General features: G+C 67.0%; 20 protein-coding genes. 3 read left to right on the plus strand and 17 right to left on the minus strand.

Going from position 1 to position 17,170, the window contains the following annotated elements:
• Window positions 1-354 precede the first annotated feature (354 nt).
• From DQW50_RS06345 to DQW50_RS06355, 3 genes are all read right to left on the minus strand, one after another.
• Entirely contained in the window at window positions 355-900 is a 546-nt protein-coding gene (locus DQW50_RS06345) for a halocyanin domain-containing protein (RefSeq protein WP_112078454.1), read from the minus strand.
• Window positions 901-1,047: 147 nt separating this feature from the next.
• Window positions 1,048-2,013, minus strand: a complete 966-nt coding sequence (locus tag DQW50_RS06350) for a hypothetical protein (RefSeq protein ID WP_112078455.1) — start codon at window positions 2,011-2,013, stop codon at window positions 1,048-1,050.
• Between the two features lie 16 nt (window positions 2,014-2,029).
• The gene (locus DQW50_RS06355; protein WP_112078456.1) at window positions 2,030-2,377 is read right to left on the minus strand and encodes a DUF2892 domain-containing protein; all 348 of its coding nucleotides are present in this window, start codon (window positions 2,375-2,377) and stop codon (window positions 2,030-2,032) included.
• 238 nt (window positions 2,378-2,615) lie between these two features.
• On the opposite strand from DQW50_RS06355, the gene DQW50_RS06360 reads away from it, so the two are divergent.
• Window positions 2,616-2,810: a hypothetical protein gene (locus tag DQW50_RS06360; RefSeq protein WP_127341314.1), complete on the plus strand. Its 195-nt coding sequence runs from the start codon at window positions 2,616-2,618 to the stop codon at window positions 2,808-2,810.
• A gap of 183 nt (window positions 2,811-2,993) precedes the next feature.
• Here DQW50_RS06360 and DQW50_RS06365 read toward each other — a convergent pair whose 3' ends face one another.
• The 4 genes from DQW50_RS06365 to DQW50_RS06380 all read right to left on the minus strand — a co-directional run bounded on the left by DQW50_RS06365 (window position 2,994) and on the right by DQW50_RS06380 (window position 5,830).
• Complete coding sequence (locus DQW50_RS06365) at window positions 2,994-3,563, minus strand: hypothetical protein (protein WP_094534063.1); 570 nt, start codon at window positions 3,561-3,563, stop codon at window positions 2,994-2,996.
• A gap of 144 nt (window positions 3,564-3,707) precedes the next feature.
• Window positions 3,708-4,052 (minus strand): glutaredoxin, encoded by a 345-nt coding sequence (locus DQW50_RS06370; protein WP_112078458.1) that lies wholly within the window; start codon window positions 4,050-4,052, stop codon window positions 3,708-3,710.
• 88 nt (window positions 4,053-4,140) lie between these two features.
• Window positions 4,141-4,773, minus strand: a complete 633-nt coding sequence (gfcR, locus tag DQW50_RS06375; RefSeq protein WP_112078459.1) for a transcriptional regulator GfcR — start codon at window positions 4,771-4,773, stop codon at window positions 4,141-4,143.
• Window positions 4,760-5,830 carry a glucose 1-dehydrogenase gene (locus tag DQW50_RS06380; RefSeq protein ID WP_112078460.1) on the minus strand — a complete coding sequence of 357 codons (1,071 nt, stop codon included), beginning with the start codon at window positions 5,828-5,830 and terminating at the stop codon, window positions 4,760-4,762. The genes gfcR and DQW50_RS06380 overlap by 14 nt, the downstream gene beginning before the upstream one ends.
• A 112-nt stretch (window positions 5,831-5,942) precedes the next feature.
• Here DQW50_RS06380 and DQW50_RS06385 point away from each other — a divergent pair, with 112 nt between their 5' ends.
• Both DQW50_RS06385 and DQW50_RS06390 read left to right on the plus strand, forming a co-directional pair.
• Entirely contained in the window at window positions 5,943-6,716 is a 774-nt protein-coding gene (locus DQW50_RS06385; protein WP_112078461.1) for an NRDE family protein, read from the plus strand.
• A gap of 25 nt (window positions 6,717-6,741) precedes the next feature.
• Entirely contained in the window at window positions 6,742-7,095 is a 354-nt protein-coding gene (locus DQW50_RS06390) for a MarR family transcriptional regulator (protein WP_112078462.1), read from the plus strand.
• A 42-nt stretch (window positions 7,096-7,137) separates the two neighbouring features.
• Here DQW50_RS06390 and DQW50_RS06395 read toward each other — a convergent pair whose 3' ends face one another.
• From DQW50_RS06395 to DQW50_RS06440, 10 genes are read right to left on the minus strand one after another with little or no spacing between them, the layout of a single operon-like run.
• Window positions 7,138-7,986: a phosphorylase gene (locus DQW50_RS06395; protein ID WP_112078463.1), complete on the minus strand. Its 849-nt coding sequence runs from the start codon at window positions 7,984-7,986 to the stop codon at window positions 7,138-7,140.
• A gap of 10 nt (window positions 7,987-7,996) precedes the next feature.
• Complete coding sequence (locus DQW50_RS06400; protein ID WP_112078464.1) at window positions 7,997-9,772, minus strand: Na(+)/H(+) antiporter subunit D; 1,776 nt, start codon at window positions 9,770-9,772, stop codon at window positions 7,997-7,999.
• A complete protein-coding gene (locus DQW50_RS06405; protein ID WP_112078465.1) occupies window positions 9,769-11,991 on the minus strand; it encodes a cation:proton antiporter in 2,223 nt (740 codons plus the stop codon). Before DQW50_RS06405 ends, DQW50_RS06400 begins: the two co-directional genes overlap by 4 nt.
• Window positions 11,988-13,586: a proton-conducting transporter membrane subunit gene (locus DQW50_RS06410; RefSeq protein ID WP_112078466.1), complete on the minus strand. Its 1,599-nt coding sequence runs from the start codon at window positions 13,584-13,586 to the stop codon at window positions 11,988-11,990. Before DQW50_RS06410 ends, DQW50_RS06405 begins: the two co-directional genes overlap by 4 nt.
• On the minus strand, window positions 13,579-14,124 hold the full coding sequence (locus tag DQW50_RS06415; protein ID WP_112078467.1) for a cation:proton antiporter subunit C: 546 nt from the start codon (window positions 14,122-14,124) through the stop codon (window positions 13,579-13,581). The genes DQW50_RS06410 and DQW50_RS06415 overlap by 8 nt, the downstream gene beginning before the upstream one ends.
• Window positions 14,121-14,765, minus strand: coding sequence for an MnhB domain-containing protein (locus DQW50_RS06420; RefSeq protein ID WP_112078468.1), 645 nt, complete (start codon window positions 14,763-14,765; stop codon window positions 14,121-14,123). Before DQW50_RS06420 ends, DQW50_RS06415 begins: the two co-directional genes overlap by 4 nt.
• A complete protein-coding gene (locus tag DQW50_RS06425; protein WP_112078469.1) occupies window positions 14,762-15,331 on the minus strand; it encodes a DUF4040 domain-containing protein in 570 nt (189 codons plus the stop codon). The genes DQW50_RS06420 and DQW50_RS06425 overlap by 4 nt, the downstream gene beginning before the upstream one ends.
• Window positions 15,328-15,654, minus strand: a complete 327-nt coding sequence (gene mnhG / locus DQW50_RS06430; protein WP_112078580.1) for a monovalent cation/H(+) antiporter subunit G — start codon at window positions 15,652-15,654, stop codon at window positions 15,328-15,330. Before mnhG ends, DQW50_RS06425 begins: the two co-directional genes overlap by 4 nt.
• Window positions 15,654-15,959, minus strand: coding sequence for a cation:proton antiporter (locus tag DQW50_RS06435; RefSeq protein ID WP_112078470.1), 306 nt, complete (start codon window positions 15,957-15,959; stop codon window positions 15,654-15,656). Before DQW50_RS06435 ends, mnhG begins: the two co-directional genes overlap by 1 nt.
• Window positions 15,956-17,155 carry a monovalent cation/H+ antiporter subunit E gene (locus DQW50_RS06440; RefSeq protein ID WP_112078471.1) on the minus strand — a complete coding sequence of 400 codons (1,200 nt, stop codon included), beginning with the start codon at window positions 17,153-17,155 and terminating at the stop codon, window positions 15,956-15,958. Before DQW50_RS06440 ends, DQW50_RS06435 begins: the two co-directional genes overlap by 4 nt.
• Between the last annotated feature and the right edge of the window lie 15 nt (window positions 17,156-17,170).

Below are 17,170 nucleotides of genomic sequence, written 5' to 3' on the forward strand. Positions count from 1 at the left end.
TCTTGTTTCACGCTCTGCTAGGGTAGCAGCGTTTCCATCGAGTCAACAGAGCCGTTACTGTATTTGTGCTGTAGCTTCATGCTCTTCCCAGTGAAAAAGGACAGATGGTGATCGCTACGCTCGCCACGAAGTACGACCCGTACGTGGTCGTAGCCGGCGTAACAACCACATTCGGTGGCTGGACAGTGCTGGAAATTCCCCCGGGAATGCGCTGAAAGGTACACTCCCCGAAGTGTTACTCGACGGCCTCACTGCGGCGGCGTTCGTTATCTTCGCTACGTGGATCCTCTATATATCACAGCTAGACTTCGAGATCCTCCGGGAGTTCTACGCCGAGTGAGGAGGCCCGACGGATCACTCCTCCTCAACCACGACCGATCCCTTCATTCCCAACGCGAGGTGGGGCTCGCAGTGGTACAGGGCGATTCCCTCCTCGTCGAAGGTGTGGGTGTACTCGATGTCGTCGCCCATCTCTGCCTCTCCGGAACTGAACTCGTAGTCGGTTTCGCCGATCTGTTCGTCCGCTTCGGCCTCGACGTTGTGTTCCCCGCCCTCGCCGGTCCACTCCCACAGGATCTCGGTTCCGGCCGAAACAGCTACCGCGGGTGGTCCGTACGCTAACCCGTCGTCCCCGGCTCCGACGTCTATCGACACATCGCTCTCCTCACGGAGATCCACAATCTCTCCGTCGTAAAGCTTCGCCGCATCTCCGATTTCCGTCTCGGTCATCCACTCGTCGACGGCCGGATACTCATCTGCCGAAATCGTACCCGCACCGTCTCCGTTCCCGTTTCCACCGTCAGCACAACCGGCCAGTCCAGTCATTCCGGCGGCCGAGATGGCGCTAAGCGACTTGAGAATCGTTCGTCTGTTTGCCTTGGTGAGGGGTGATCGTGTCATCTTCTCTGAAAAAATAGGATGCCCAAACACATATATCCCTATACAAAGTTCTCGTCTGTGTGATAATCGCAGGAAAAACAACGAAATATATCAGCAGCTGTGGATTTGTCTGTCTTCGCTCACTCCCGGTGCGTCCTGATATCGGGACTATGAATATCGGGGGATTGTCAATAATTCTCGTAGCGGTAGATAGAACATGAGGTGCTCCTCTCCGAGTTCTCCGGGAACTGGTCGGTGAGTACCGCCAGTATGGACTGCCCGAGCTATCAGGTAGTTATAGCTGAAGTTGAGTCGGAAGTAGTCCTCGATAAGGGCAGTGGGGTATTCAGAAGATAGGCTGTCAAAGATCACTTCTCCTTGCGTCAGCGCGGTCTCACAACCTGGCTCGGGAAAGAATTCCCGGGCGAAGAACGCAAACCGATCATCCCGACCTGAGAACTGCGGCAACATATCGTCGATTGACGCAGAGAGGCCATTTCCGAGAGCCGGTTCGTTAATTCGGTCAGCGAATGGTTCGATCGAACGCCATTCGGGCGAGGGAGCGTTCGACGAGCGATCGTGGTAAAAGTCGATACAGCAGTCCGGATAGCCGTGTAACCGCCCCTGGTATCGTTCGAATTTTGGGAACGAGTCACTCAGAATCGCATCGATATTTTCCTGCATCACGTCCTTCGGAGTCGTGGAGTCGTCGTCCTGGAAGAAATAGACGCGTGCCCCATAGTGGAGGTGGTCTTCAGTTCGAAGCCATTCCGGGACGACGAAACACTGCCCCGGGAACTGGCGCTCGAGATAACTTATTTCCGGAATGCGCTGTAACTCTCGGCGAAACTGTGTCGATGCAGTCCAAAGACCGTCCTCCGTGAGTGCATCCACGTCGACCTCAATGCTCCTGTACGCACGTCTCGATTCTCGGAGATCTCGCGACCGTTGTCCGCGACTCGAGTTCGAGGATCCATCGGTATCGCCGTCAAATGCCTCAAAAGCTTGTAACTGCCCGGAGAAATACGTCTCGTCGAGCTGGACGCTCGCTCCCTGTCTCTGGCCAGCGAGAACTGCGTAGCTGTCCAGGGCAATGAACGTCGGAAGGGTAGTGATGTCACGCTGCGGGTGCATTATCTTGCGTGTGCTCTTAGACTCCGAAGTGTCCGTGTTCGGGTCGATTCTGAGTCTTCCCGTTAGTGATGGTCGATGTATGTAGCGTGCTATCGCCAGAGCGGATTTCGCTCACCGTCCCCCCGTTGGCCGGGTAGCCAGCTACTTTCTTCCGGTCAGTGGTGTCGATCCCTACGGCCTCGTTGATCGGACACTTCTGGGTTGTGCCGGTAACGAAGAGTATCACTCCAACGAGGAGTCCGACCCCTCCGATGACGGCTCCAGCGGCCCAGTAGCCGGTAAGAGCGGCAATACCGGCGATAACTACGATGGCACCGTGGACGATACGCCCGGCCCAGTCAATCCCGCCGATATGCTTGTCCATACGTGTTCGGATACTATATTATGGAGCGGGATATTGTTATCGTGAGTCTTTGTCGATCACTTAGAATCATTGTAGCTCGAACAGGGACAAAGCAGAATACCCGCGAACCCGGGAATTATTCCAATTTGTTGTCGGGCAACGCAATCAGAGCATCCTCGATCTGGGGTTCTACCGCATTAACCATCGCCTCGACGGGAGCGTCGGCCCCCATCGGGAAGCGAGTAGGAGAGTACGATCGATGCCAGTTGTGATGGAGATCGTAGGCTCCAATGAGGGTGCGCTTGGCACTGTTCGGCGCAAGCTCGGCACTACAAAGACGATCGAAATCGATCTCGAATACGGTAGCGGGTTCGACGAACGCCTTGCGCTCGGGGGCGCGCTCACGCTCGATCAAGAAGACGTAGAGACGCGAGAACTGAGGGCGCTCATGTGAGACAACTGAACTCGTGGAGCGAAGTACGCAAGATATGCGCTCTGTATCTCGCACGACCACTGAAACGTCTCTTTGAATTGGTAGAACCCTTGGTGGACAATACGCAGTCAAATTCTAACGGTTGCTTCAGCCAAGACTGTGTCTGAAAAATAGGATTTCAACAGAGCCGCTGCGATCGCGCCCTCAGTCCGAGATGAACTCGTTGTCGCGCCAGTTAACGCCGCCGTCGCCGTCCCCCGCGCCCTGCGGGCTCTCCACGACCTCGATGCTCGCGGGGCGGGACTCGCCCTCGACGATCCGGGTCGCTTCGAGGTCGCCGTCGGCCTCCGTGATGGCCGTGAGCGTTCCCTTCTCGGCGCGCGTGGCGAGCTCACGGAGCACGAGGAACATCGGGTACTGGAGCGCGGTGTTCTGGAGGACGGTCTCGCGGTCGCCCTTGAAACACGCGAACTCGACGAGTTCGGAGGGGATCTCCTCCTCCTCGTCGTCCATCCACTGCGGGCCGCCCGCTCGCGGGGGCTCCTCTTCGTACACCCGGGTCTCCGTGACCGACGCCTTCAGCTGGGCCGTCGGGGTGTACTTGCTGATCGACTCGTCGTCGGACAGGGCCTTGATGATGAGGGTGTTGTTTCGACGCGTGATATCGATGTCGTCGATCTCCGCGGGGAGGTCGGGGTCTTCGTCGAAGTACGCCTCTACGTCTTCGAGTGGCAGTTCGAGCGTCGAATGAAGTCGGAACACGCGGCCTGTCATTGTTTGGGTGGGTGTGGGTCGGACCGGTCGTCACGGCGCGGGCGGCAAGCGACTGCGTCTACCCTACATAGGTAACGTAGGCTTATATGGGCTACTCTTCGAGAGGCTCGGAACGCGGCGGGTCGGTTTCGGACGACCGCACGGCTACTCGACGCCGAGCTCGGCGGCCAGTTCGCCGCGCTCCTCGAGTTCGGCGAGCACGTCGCTGCCGCCGACGAACTCCCCGTCGACGAACGTCTGCGGGATCGTCTCCCAGCCGCTGTGGTCGGCGAGCGCCTCGCGGTAGGCCGGAAGCGCGGATAGGACGTCGACCGTCTCGAACTCCTCGACGTGCGCGCTGATCAGCTCTATCGCCCGCTGTGAGTACCCACACTGTGGCATCAGGCGGTTCCCCTTCATGAAGAGCACCACGTCGTTGTCGGCGATCGCTTCGTCGACTCGATCGCGCACCGCGTCTTCGTCCATGTCGCTTTCGGGCTGGAACGTCATGAGCGAGGGTAAGAGACGCCGAGTCAAAGGGGTTCCGGCCGGTTCGACCGGAAGCGACTCGCCCGCGACGGGCCTCTCCGTCGTCGGTTCACTCGCGGTCGACGCTCACGACGTCGACGAGCGAGTAGACGGGGACGTCGTCGATCTCGTCGTAGCCGACCTTGTCGACGAGGACGACGCAGGCCACCGGCTCGCCGCCGCGTTCGCGGATCGCGTCGATCGACTCGCGCATCGTCGTTCCCGAGGTGATGATGTCGTCGACCACGTAGCAGTCGCGGTCGCGGATCCCGGCGAAGTTGCGCGAGAAGCCGCCGCCGTGGTCGGCGATGTCGCCCTCCTCCCACTGGTGTTTCGCGGGGGCGTACGTCCCGAGGTCGGTGTCGAGTTCGCGCGCGACCGCGGTCGCGAGCGGCGCGCCGGCCTTCTCGATGCCGACGGTGAGGTCGACGGACTCGCCCTCCTTCGCGAGGAGGTCGGCCATCGCCTTCGCGGCGTACGTGAGCCGCGTGGAGTCGCGACCGATCGCCGACCAGTCCACGTGGATGTCAGCGGTCGCCCCGGTGTCGGCCTCCGCCACGGCTCCGTCGTTGCCCCCCGCCCGTTCCACGAGCCAGCTCGCCGTCTCCCGCGAGACGTTCAGTTCGTCCGCGATCTCTCCCTTCGAGAGCCCGTGGTCGGCGAGCTCGGCCGCGCTGTCGATCAGGTCGTCAACGTTCTTCATACGCGGCGAATTCGACCGCCGTTTTAATAGTCGTGTCGTCATCCACGAAGGCGGCCTCGAACTCCGCGAGGGGGTGGACGCCGGTAACCAGCTTCGAGAGGAACGCCTCCGAGAGCCCCGAGAGCGAGTCGACGGCTGCTTCGAAGTGTTCGTACCCGGAGTTGACGCTTCCGACGAGCGCCTTGTTGTGTAAGACGATCTCACGGTGGAGCCGTCCGCCGTCGACTTCGAACGTCCAGTCGGCGGGCACGCCGAGCAGCGCCGTGACCCCGTTCGGCGCGAGCGCCTCGATCGTCTCGAAGGCGTGGGGCGCGTACCCGGTCGCCTCGTAGACGAAGTCCATCGGTTCGTGGCGGTCCGGAACGTCGGAGACGGACACCTCGTTCGAGTTCACGTACGTCGCCCCGAGCGATTCGATCACGTCGATGGTCGGGTCGGGACGTTCCCGGCGGCCGAGACAGTAGAGGCGGTCGAACTTCGAATCGAGCATCGCGACGGTGAGCAGTCCGAGCGACCCGTTCCCCAACACGAGCGCCGAGTCGGGCTCCCAGTGGAACGCCGACCGGCTCGCGAACGCGTGTTCGATCGCCTTCTCCGTGATCGAGGCGGGCTCGACGAGGAACCCCCACTCGGCGATCTCGGACGGGATCTCGACGAGGAACTCGGCGGGGCTCGTGAAGTACTCGGCCATGAACCCGTGAGCGCCCACGATCCCCCGCTCGTGGTACTCGCCGTCGGGGGCCATGTCCGGCTCGCCGCGTGCGAAGTACTCGTTCGCGCCGTTGGGCGGCCGACGGACCGTCGGGACGACCACGTCGCCGACCTCGAATGGCGTGTCGTTCGGCTCCTCGACGACGCCGACCGCCTCGTGGCCGAGCACGATGTGGTCCTCGCCGTCGGGCGGTCCGCCGTGGCCGCCGGCGATGACCTCGTGGTCGGTCCCGTCGACGCCGACGCGGAGCGTGCGGACCAGCGCCTCGCCCGCGCCCGGCTCCGGACGCGGTTTCTCGATCACGACCGGCTCGGTCCCGTCCTCGTACACGGCGATCGCTTTCATACACGAACCGAAGACCCCAGCCACCAAAAGATTTCTTTTATGCCGAGTAAACATCTTCCGGCGGGACGCGGTCGGCGTCGACCTTTTCACCCGGCCGTTCCCACTCGGAGCCGTGTGTACGCTCACGCTCGCCTGGCGGGTCTTCCCGGACGTCCCGGTGGCGCTGGCCGCCAACCGCGACGAATCGCTCGAGCGCGCCTCGGAGCCGCCCACGGTCCGCGGGATCGACCGACGGTTCCTCGCGCCGCGCGACGCCGAGGCCGGCGGTACCTGGATCGGCGTGAACGACGCCGGCGTCGTCGTCGCCGTCACGAACCGGTGGCTCGAGGTCGACCGCGATGGGGACCGCTCGCGCGGCCTGCTCGTCGAGGACTGTCTGCGCGAGCCGTCGGCGGAGACGGCCGTCCGCACGGTCGAACGGGAGACCGCCGAGCGCGACTACGACGGCTTCAACCTCGTCCTCGCCGACGACACGGCAGCCTTCCTCCTCGCCTACGACGGCGGGCTGACGGTCACCCGCCTGGACCCGGGAGTCCACGTCGTCGGCAACGTCGGCGGAGCGGTGAACGGCGGGACGCGGTTCTCGATACCCGACCGGCGGGCGGAGTTCGGCGAGGAGCGCGCGGAGAGCGTCCGCCGGATCGCGGGCGCGCTCGTCCCGGAGCCCGGCGAGTCCGGCGAGGCGTGGCTCGACCGCGCGAGCGACGTCCTCGCCGACCACGGGTACGGCGCGTGTCTCCACGGCGACGGCTACGGGACGCGCTCGTTCACGCGGATCCGGACCGGGTCCGACCCGGCGATGGCGTTCGCCGACGGCCCGCCCTGTGAGACGCCGGCCGAACCGGTCGCGGTTCCGTCGGCGTTCCGGACGGAAAGCCAGTTTTAAGCGACTCGCGGGCGGCTGTGTGGGTATGAGCGTGTCCGAACTGGAGTCAGAACTGTCGGCGGACGAGCGCGCCGGCCTCGATCTCATTCGCGAGACCGGCGGGATCCACCAGAGCGACTTCTGGAAGGAGCTCGACGTCTCCTCGCGAAAGGGGAGCAGAATCGCGGAGGCCTTGCAAGAATCCGGGCTGATCCAGCGCGAGAACACCGTCTACGACGGCCACAACACCTTCTACCTGGAGCCGGCGCCGCGCGACCTCGACTTCTCGCTCCTGATGGCCGGCGACATGCTCTCGCCGTTCATCGGCGAGGAGGAGATCGACCCGCAGTCGGACGCGTTCTCGCAGTGGCTGATGAACCTCGCGTACGAGGAGTACTGAGCCGACCCTCTCATTGAGCCGACTCGCTTTCCTCTCCGCCCCCTACCCCCGCCAGTCGTCGACGACCGCCCGCGCGACCCGCACGGCGTTCGCGAGCCCTACCTCCAGTCCCGCCTCGGTGAGCGACCCTTCGAACGACTCGCGCGAAGAGGTCCCCGGCTCGGGACGGTCGTGGTTCGAGACCCCGCGAACGCTGAGGTACCGGTCCCCGAGCCCGAACCGCTCGAGCGCCCTGGCCGTTCCCGCGTCCTCCATCTCGGTCGCCCGGTACGGCCCCCGGCCGACCGCCTCGACGAACCACGACACGTGCTCGGCGACGGTCCGGCCGTGCCACAGCTCGTCCGCACAGACGTTCGTCCCGCGGACCACCGTCGGTTCCGCCCCGTCATCGGTTCCGGCGAGGTCGCCGAGAGCCGTCAGATCGACGTCCGCTGCCAGACCGACCGCGTCCGAGACCAGCCCGGGAGCCACGTCGAAAACCCCCTGCCCCTCCGTGTAGGGGTCGGGGGCGATCGGGACCTCCCCGTCGTCGGGGTCGAACCGACACTTGTCGTCCCAGTCGACGATCGCGTCCGCGATCACGACGGACCCGATCGGGAGGTCGGGCGGCGCGCCGGCGATCCCGACCGAGAGGACGACCGCGTCGGTCAGGTCCACCGCGTCGCCGGCACAGCCCGCGGCGGTCGTCGTCGCCCCAGCGGTCTTGCCGATCCCCGTGGGGACGACGCCGAGGCCGGATCCGTCGTGACGCAACGGGGCGGGGACGCCCGGGACGTCGATCCGCTCCGTGAGGTCGTAGGCGTCCTCCCACGGGCCGACCTCGCTCGCCGACGGTAGCGAATGGAGCTCCTCGACCGCCGGCAACACGAGCGCGTCCAACGCGACTGACATGCGAACTCTATCACCCCAACAGCAACGCGAACAGGGTGACGGCCGCCGTGAGCGTCAAGAACAGCACGCTCCGGCCGATCCCCGCCCGTATCTCGGCGTCGACGCCGGCGTTCGCGAGCAGCTGCCGCGGGTTCATCGCGACCCACTTCGCGCCGGCGACGAGCCGCATCGTCGCGCGGTCGACGGCGGCCCACCCCTCGGTGACGCCCCACACCGACCACCGCCCAGCGTAGAAGGCGGCCGGGAACAAGACGGCGTCGACGTCGCGCATGTGGTGGGCGAGCCAGCCCAGCGGCCGCTTCAACGCGAAGAAGCCGACGAAGCCGGCGACGAGCAGGGCGGCGCTCTCGGTCAGGTGGCTCGTGCTGTAGGGGTGGAGCTCCGGCGCGACGATCGCGGTGAACGGCATCAGCTCGACGAGGTAGCCGTAGGTGAGCGGCGTGCCGAAGAAGACGCACGCTCCGCCGGCGAGCAGCATGCCGGCGGTCTGGAACGGCGTGGCGTCGTCGGGCGACAGGGTCGCCGACCCGTGGAAGAAGACGTAGTAGCCGAGCTTGATGAACGACATGAACGTCCCGACGCCCCCGAGGATGAGCAGCCACCAGAGTAGCCCCTCGCCGAACAGGAGCTCGTAGTTGTGGATCTCGTGGGCGGAGTCGATCACCATCCCCTTCGAGATGAACCCGTTGAAGCCGGGCACGGCGGTAATGGAGGCCGCGCCGACGACGTACAACAGGAAGGTGAGCGGCATCACGCGCCAGAGGCCGCCCATATCGCGGATGTCCTGGACGCCGGTCCGGTAGATCACGACGCCGACCGCCATGAACAGCAGGCTCTTGTAGAGGACGTTGTTGAACAGGTGCGCGAAGCCGCCGGTGACGGCGAACTCGCCGACGGCGCTCGCGAGCCCGAGCCCCGCGAGCATGTACCCGACCTGCGCCTGGATGTGATACGACAGCAGGCGTCTGGGGTCGTACTGTAACAGCGCGAAGAACGCGCCGTAGACGGCCATGAACCCGCCGAGGTACGCGAGCCACATGCCGCCCTCGGGAAACGCACGGTACATCACGTACACCGCGGTCTTGGTCGTGAACACCGAGAGGAACACCGACGCCGCCACGTGCGGGCGCGGGTAGGTGTCGGGCAGCCAGGAGTGCAGGAAGATGAACCCGCAGTTGATCCCGATCCCGATCGCAGCGAGGAGGGTCGCGGCCGGGTCGATCCCGGTCGTCCCCGAGAACAGGAACGTCCCGGCGTTCGCGAAGTGGACGACGACGGCCGCGAGCAGGACCGTCCCGCCCGTGCCGTGGAAGAGCGCGTAGCGGTAGCCGGCCCGCACCGCCGCGCCGCCGTACTGCCACACCAGCAGCGTGCTGGTGACCGCCATCAGCTCCCAGAAGAAGACCAGCGTGAGCCAGTCGCCGGCGTAAATCGTCCCCACCGTGGTGGCGACGTAGATCAACGCCAGCGACGTGACCCACTTCGGCGCGTCGCTGCCGTAGGCGTACAGCACCGCCGCAGTGGCGAGGAAGCCGACGACGACGCCCATCAGGAGCGAGAACTGGTCGACGTTGAAGAGGACCACGTCGAAGCCGAGGAACCGCGTCGCGAGGTGCGCCCCGGTCCCGCCGTCGCCGAGCAGGACCGCCTGCGCGAAGACGAACGCGGTCGCCAGCGCGCCGAGCGCGTGACCGACCGCGCGCGGGAGCGCGAGCACGAGCAACGAGGCCACGGCGACGACGAGGTACGGCGGGACCGCGGTCAGCACGGCGGTCACACCCGTCATGGCCGAGCCACCCCCTCCGGGAGCCGCGTGTCGACGATGAGCTCGATCAGCTCGAGGAAGCCCATCTCGTAGGGGATCACGCCGAGCAGGACGGCGAGACCCATCGCGGTGAGGATCGGTCCGAGGGTGAACCACGTCGACTCGCGTCCCCGGAGTGCCTCGAGCCCGCGCAGGTGGTCCCAGCCGCCCGGCGGCGGGCCGCCGTGGTGGTCGACCCCGTGGTCGTCGTCGTGGTGACCGGCGTCGTGGTCGTCGCCGTGGTGATCGTCACGGTCGTCGCCACCGGTGTCGACCCCGTGGTCGTCGTCGTGATCGGCCGGGTGGTCGTCGTCGTGATCGGCCGGGTGGTCGTCGTCGCCGTCGTGACCGGCGTCGCCTCGGCCGACCCCGAACGGGACGTCCGCGTCCGAGGGCTTCTGGTCGACCGCGTAGTCGCCCGTGTCGACCCGCTCGGCCGGCTCCGAGAAGTCCCGCTCGCTCGTATCGAAGTCCGGGCGGACCACACCCTTCTCGTCGGTCGGGAGGTCGTCGAGTTCGGCGTCAGGGATCTCCGAGTCGTCCGGAACCCCGGCGTCGTCGTCGGCCGTTGGCGACCCGTCGCTCCCGCCCGCGTCGCCTTCCACGCTCTCGACGACGTCGTCGACGTCGACCGCGTCGTCGTCGGTCTCGTCGTCACCGTCGGTCTCGTCGTCATTCTCGTCGTCACCGTCGGTCTCGTCGTCGTCGTCGGGACGGCCCCCGTCGGTCGACGCGTCGTCCGGGCGGCCCCCATCGGTCGCCGCGAGCGTCGACCGCCGCTCCCCACCCATCCGAAAGTCGACGAGCGGCTTCGCGTCGTGGTCCGCCTCCGCCTCGAAGAAGGCGGTGTAGATCACCGGCCAGAAGTACGCGACGTTGAGGACGCCCGAGAGCAGGAGCGCGCCGACGAGGTAGTAGGCGACGGGGGTCAGCTCCATCCCCATCCGCACCCCGCCTATCAGCATGTAGTACTTGCTCACGAAGCCGGCGAGGAGCGGGATCCCGGCCATCCCGAGCGACGCGACGGTGAACGCGCCCATCGTCAGCGGCATCCGTTTCCCGATGCCCGCCATCTCCGAGATGTAGTCGGTGTGCGTCGCGACGTGGAGGTTCCCCGCACAAAAGAACAGGGTGAGCTTCATGAACGCGTGCGCCGGGATGTGGAGTAGCGCCCCGACGAGCCCGTACCAGCCGAAGAGGCCGAGCCCGAGCACGATGTAGCTCAACTGGCTCACCGTCGAGTACGCGAGCCGCTGTTTCAGGTGGTCCTTCCGCAGGGCGATGAGCGAGGCCGCCGTCAGCGTGATCGCGGCGACCGTCGAGAGCACCAGCCCGGCGGAGAAGCCGAAGGGAAGCGAGAGGTCGAAGACGAGCTCCGGCCCGAACACGTCGAGGACGACCCGCGAGACGCCGAACGCGCCGGACTTGACGACCGCGACCGCGTGGAGCAGTCCGGAGACCGGCGTCGGCGCGACCATCGCCTCGGGGAGCCACTGGTGGAGCGGCATGATCCCGGCTTTCACGCCGAAGCCGATCGCGAGCAGAAAGAAGGCGAGCATCGCCAACCCGGGGTCGGCGCTCGCCAGCTCCCCGATGCCGCCGGCGGTGAACGCGACGGTCCCCGTCAGCCAGTAGACCATGACGGTCCCGGCGAGGACGAGCACGCCGCCGCCGAACATCGTGTACGCGAGGTACTTCCGGCCGGCCGAACGCGCCTCCGGCGTCTCGTCGTGGGCGACGAGCGGGTACGTCGCGATCGACAACAGCTCGTAGAAGACGAAGATCGTCACGAGGTTCCCCGCGAACGCGATCCCCATCGTCGCCGACAGCGACACGGCGAACGCGGCGAAGTAGCGCGTCTGGTTGGCCTCCTCGAGCCCGCGCATGTAGCCGATGCTGTAAAAGGAGGTGACGATCCAGAGCCCGGACGCGAGGAACGCGAACAGCATCCCGAGCGCGTCCGCACGGAGCACGAACGCGATGTCGGGGAGGAGTTCGACGACGGTCCACTCGAAGACGGTCCCCTCGAGCACGCGCGGGAGCATCGAGGCGACGATCGCGAACTTCGCGACCGCTGCGAGGACCGTCCATCCCTCGCGGACGTTCGGCGAGCGATACGACGCGACGATGAACACGGTCGCGACGAGCGAGACGAGGACGGCGAGCAGTGGACGTGGGTCCTGAACGATGGCTTCTGTCATGCGAACACCTCCGAGAGGTACGGGTCGAGGAGCGTCTCGAACCCGGCCCCCGCGAAGCCGAGTCCGACCGCGACGAGCGTGACGGCGACGAGGACGGCGAGCGGCGCCGTCGGGACGGTTCCGGGCGCCGCAGCGTCGCCGTTCCCGCCGTCGGCGACCGCCTCGCCGTCCGACACCGTCTCGCCGGCGTCACGGTCCGGTCCGGCGACCGGATCGACAGGACCGCCCGAGACGCCCCCTGCCGCGTTCTCGGGGTCGACGCCCGCGAAGTACAGCCGTTCTATCACCCGGGCGACGTACGCCAGGGTGAACAGGGTGCTGACGAGGATCACGACCGCGATCCAGATCCCGGCCGTCCCGCCGCCCGCGCCGGCCGACCGAACGGCGCCGAGCGCGATGTACCACTTGCCGAGGAACCCGATCGAGGGCGGGATCCCGACGAGCGCGAGCCCGAGCACGGCGAGCGCGCCCGTGGCGAACGGCGCCCGGCGGGCGAGACTCGAGAGGTCGTCGACACGACGCGCGCCGTAGCCGGCTGCGAGGAGCGCGAGGCCGAAGAAGAGCCCGAACTTCAACAGACCGTGGCCGATCAGGTGGACGATCCCCCCCAGTAACGCCGTCTCGTCGGCCATACCGACCGCGGCGGCGATCATCCCGAACTGCGCGACCGAGGAGTACGCGAACATCCGCTTGAGGTCGGACTGCATGACCGCGAGGAGGGAGCCGGCGACGATCGAGACGCCGGAGACGACGAGGATCCCCGTCGTGATCGCGTCGTTGGCTGTGAGGAAGTCGACGGTGAACACGGAGTAGCTCACCCGGATCAACGCGTAGGCGCTGGCGGTCGAGACGAGCGCGGCGACGACCGTGGTCACCGCGTCGGGCGCGCGCTGGTAGGCGTCCGGCTGCCAGGAGTGGACCGGGAACAACGCGATCTTCAGCGCGAAGCCGGCCACGATGAAGGCGTACCCGGCCCGAACCAGCGGGTCGGTGTGGCTCGCCTGTTCGACGATCTGGATACTCACGTCGGCCATGTTCAGCGTCCCCGTCGCGAGGAAGACGTAGCCGACGCCGACGAGGTACAGCGACGCGCCGACGGTCCCGACGACGAGGTACTTCAACGAGGCGTACGCGCTCGCGCCCGAGCGGTCGGCCGCGATGAGCGCGTACGTGGTGAGCCCGACGATCTCGAGGAAGACGAACAGGTTGAACAGGTCGCCGGTGAGCGAGACGCCGACGAGCCCGCCGGTCAAGAGCAGGTAGGCGCTGTGGAAGGCGTTCCCGCGCGGACCGACCGCCCGCGAGAGGACGAGCGTGGCCGCCGAGACGAGCGCGACGAGGAGGAACACCGCCGCCGACAGCTCGTCGGCGACGAGCTCGATCCCGATCGGCGGCGCGAAGCCGCCGAGCTCGTGGTCGAACGGTCCGGCCGTGTACACCTCGAGCGCGACCGCGACGGCCGACCCGACCACCCCGAGGGTCGTGACCGCCGCGACCGGCCAGCCGACGTCGTCGTACCACAGCCCGAAGGCGAGCGGCAGGGTCGCCGCCACGATGGGGACCGCGATCGACAGCGGCAACAACACGTCAGTCATCGCCCTCACCCCCCTCGCCGTTCGAACCCTCGCCCGGGAGCCCCGATCTCGGGGGCAGCGACCCCTCCTCGCGTAACAGCTCCCGGAGCGTGTCGGCCCGGAGCGTACCGTACTCGTCGTATATCCGGATACACAGCGCGAGCGCCACCGCGGTGAGGCTCACGCCGACGACGATGGCGGTGAGCACGATCACGTGCGGGAGCGGGCTGACGTACGGTCCCTCCCCGCCCGAGTACACGATCGGGATCGCCCCGCCCTCGACGTACGCCGAGGCGATGAAAAGCAGGAATATCGCTGTCTGGAACAGGTTGAGGCCGATCACCTTCTTCACCAGGTTGGGGTTGGCGATCATCATGTAGAGTCCGATACAGAGCAACAGCGCGAACGTCACGTACGCGTGACGCGTCCCGAGCACGTCGAGTACCGATCCGGCCGCGACCGACGATCCGGCCGCGACCGACGATCCGGCCGCGACCGACGATCCGACGAGCAGTTCGGCCACGGAGCGTGCGGCGGGTCCGACCGGGGGAAGCGTCATCGCTCACCCCCGTCGGTGGCGACGACGTCGCCGTCGCCCGTCGCGTCGGCGCCCTCCTCGGGGCCCACCCGGTCGTCCTCGTCGACGAAGAGGTCGCGTTCGCCGGCGGACGACCCCGAGTCGTCGCCGTTGAAGCCGCGGGCGAGCACGAAGAACAACCCCATGAGCACGCCGCTCACGATGGCGGCGATGCCGACGATCTCCACGGCCTCCATCCCGTACTTCACCGGATCGAGGATCGGGATCGGCAACAGGTCGTACTGGAGGAAGGCACCGCCGAGCGCAACCGGGACCAACCCGATGGCGGCGAACGCGAGGGTCCCGCCGACCGCGAGCGCGACGACGACCGTGTTGGCGAGCCACTGGCGAGTGGCTTCGATGCCGAACGCGAAAGCGATCATGAAGACGACCGCGGCCATGATCGCGCCGCCCTGGAAGCCGCCGCCGGGCGAGCCGCCGCCGTGGAAGGTGACGAACAGCCCGTAGGTGAACGCGAACGGCGAGACGACCTTCACCGTCGACATGATGACCTGACTCTCCGTGTACGGCGTCCCCTGTCTCGTCTCCGAGTCGAGCCGTCCGGAGCGGCGCGGCTCGGCCGGTTCCGATCGATCGACGTCGCCGTCGGGAGCGTCGCTCATGCGAACACCTCCCGTCTGAGGACGATGAGGGCAGCGATCCCGGCCGCGAAGACGACGACCGCCTCGCCGAAGGTGTCGAACCCGCGGAACGCGGCCAACACCGCCATCACGGTGTTCTCGACGCCGGTCTCGGCGTACGTCTCCGCGAGGTACCACTGGGTGACGTCGGGGTTGCTCCACACCGGCGCGTCCGCCGAGCCGACCGCCGGCACGTCGACCATGGTGACCGCGAGCCCGGCGAAGAGCAACCCGGCAGCCCCCGCTGCCGGGTAGTTCACCGACTCGAAGACGGCCTCGTGGTCGATCCGCGTCGTCTTCGCGAGCGTGAGGAGCAGGAGGATGGTCGTTACGCCGGCGGAGATGGCCGCCTCCGTCATCGCGACGTCGGGCGCGCGATAGAAGGTGTACAGCGCGGCCATCCCGAGGCTGTAGGCCCCGAAGACGATGACCGCGGCGAGTACGTCGCGCGCGAACGCGGTCGCGAGCGCCGTGAGCACGACGAAGACGAAGAGGCTCGCCTCGATGGCGGTGACCTGCGCGACGACGGGCGAGACGGTCCCCGTCATCGGCGCTCGTCCCCCTCCGTCCACGGCACGATCCCCTCCTCGAAGGCCGCCCGCGCGATGGCGTGGGCCGCCGTCGGGTTCGTCACGAAGATGAAGAACACCAGGAGCAGAGACTTGAATCCCGCGCCCTCCCAGCCGGCCGCGATCGCGACCGCCGCGAGCGTGAAGCCGGCCCCCAGCGTGTCCGCCTGCGAGGCGGTGTGCGCCCGCGAGTAGACGTCCGGAAGCCGGATCACGCCCGTCATCGAGACGAACGTGAAGAACAGCCCGAGCAGGCTGAAGGCGACGACCAGCGCGAGCCGTACCGGACCGATCGCGTCGATCACAGCACACCACCCCGCTCGACGGTGAACTTCGAGATGGCGATCGCCATCAGGAAGTTCAACAGCGCGTACACCAACGCGATGTCGAGGAACGTCGGTTCCGCGAGCGCGGCCCCGAGGATCGCGAGAATGACCACGGTGTTGGTCCCGAGCACGTTGACCGCGAGCACGCGGTCCTGCATCGTCGGGCCCTTCACCGCCCGGTAGAGCATCCCGATCGCGAGGACGACGAAGCCGGCGGCCACGACAAGCAGGAAGTCGCCCACGGCGTAGCCGGCTGCGAGCGTCGTGTCGACGACGCTCATTCCGTCGTCACCCCCCCGGCGTCGTCGTCGTCGGCCGAGCCGTCCGCAACGGGGTCATCTTCCCCGCGCGTTCCGCCGTCGGAGCGCGCGCCGGGGTACTCCTCGGTCGCGTCCGGTCCCTGAAAGATCCCGATATCGTCGCGTTCGCGGGGGGTCGGGAGCCGCGCCGCCTCCCGGCCGTAGAAGACGAACCGGGTCCACCGCTCCAGCGAGCCGTCGAAGAGGCCCTCGCGGGCCCACGGGATGAGCGAGTGGACGTAGAGGTTCCCGTCGCGGGCGCGGACCGTGAGCGTCCCCGGCGTCAGCGTGATCGAGTTCGCGAGCGTCGTGACCGGGAGACCGCTACCGACGATCACGCGGATCCGGTTCAGCGTCGGGTCGATCGGTAGCCGCGGGTCGAGGATCACCCGCGCCACGACGAGGTTCGATTTGAGTATCTCGAAGAGCAAGACGGGGACGTACACCGCGCCGCGGAGCAGTCGGACGGGCGTCCGCGAGAGCGACGGGTCGGCGTCGAGGCTGATCCGCGAGAGCGTGATCGCGACGATCGCCGCGCTCGCGACGCCGCTCGCGAGGTCGAACCAATAGAGCGGGTCGCCGAGTGCGAGGTAGAAGGCGAGCGACAGCCCGAACGTCGCGGCGAAGCGGATCCCGGTCGCCTCCTTGCGGAGCCGCTCGCCGCGGCTCGGGCGGGTGACGGGAGCTTTCCTGACGGCGAGGTCGGTGCTCGAGAGCGCGAACTCCAGCGGCTGGAGCAGCGTCGTGTTGCCGACCGGGGTGTACTCCGGGTCCAACACGACGGTCTCCGCGCCGTGCTCGTCGGCGTACGCCGACAGCTCCCGGACGTAATCGTCAGCCCCGAAGAGGTACTCGTCCGCGCCAACGACCGCGGTGACGACCTCCACGTCGTCGACGTCGGCGCCGTCGACGTCCGCGAGGTCGGCCTCGGCCCAGGTCGAGACGCGCTCGAGCAACCGGTCGATCGACGTCTCCCGGTCGGCTATGTCCGGATCGTCGCGGCGCCACGTGGCGAAGACGACGAAGTGGATCGACGAGAACTCGCCGTCGGCCGCCGACTCGACGAGGTGAGTGACCGTCGCGCGAAGCGTCGGCGTCGATTCGACGGGGACCACGACCGAACCGCGCGTCGGAGCCGGTTCGTCGGCGTCAGCCACCCGATTCACCTCCCGGGGCATCGGAGATGGCCGTCT

The organism is Halorubrum sp. 48-1-W (assembly GCF_003287355.1).
In the GTDB taxonomy this organism is placed as follows: Archaea; Halobacteriota; Halobacteria; order Halobacteriales; family Haloferacaceae; genus Halorubrum.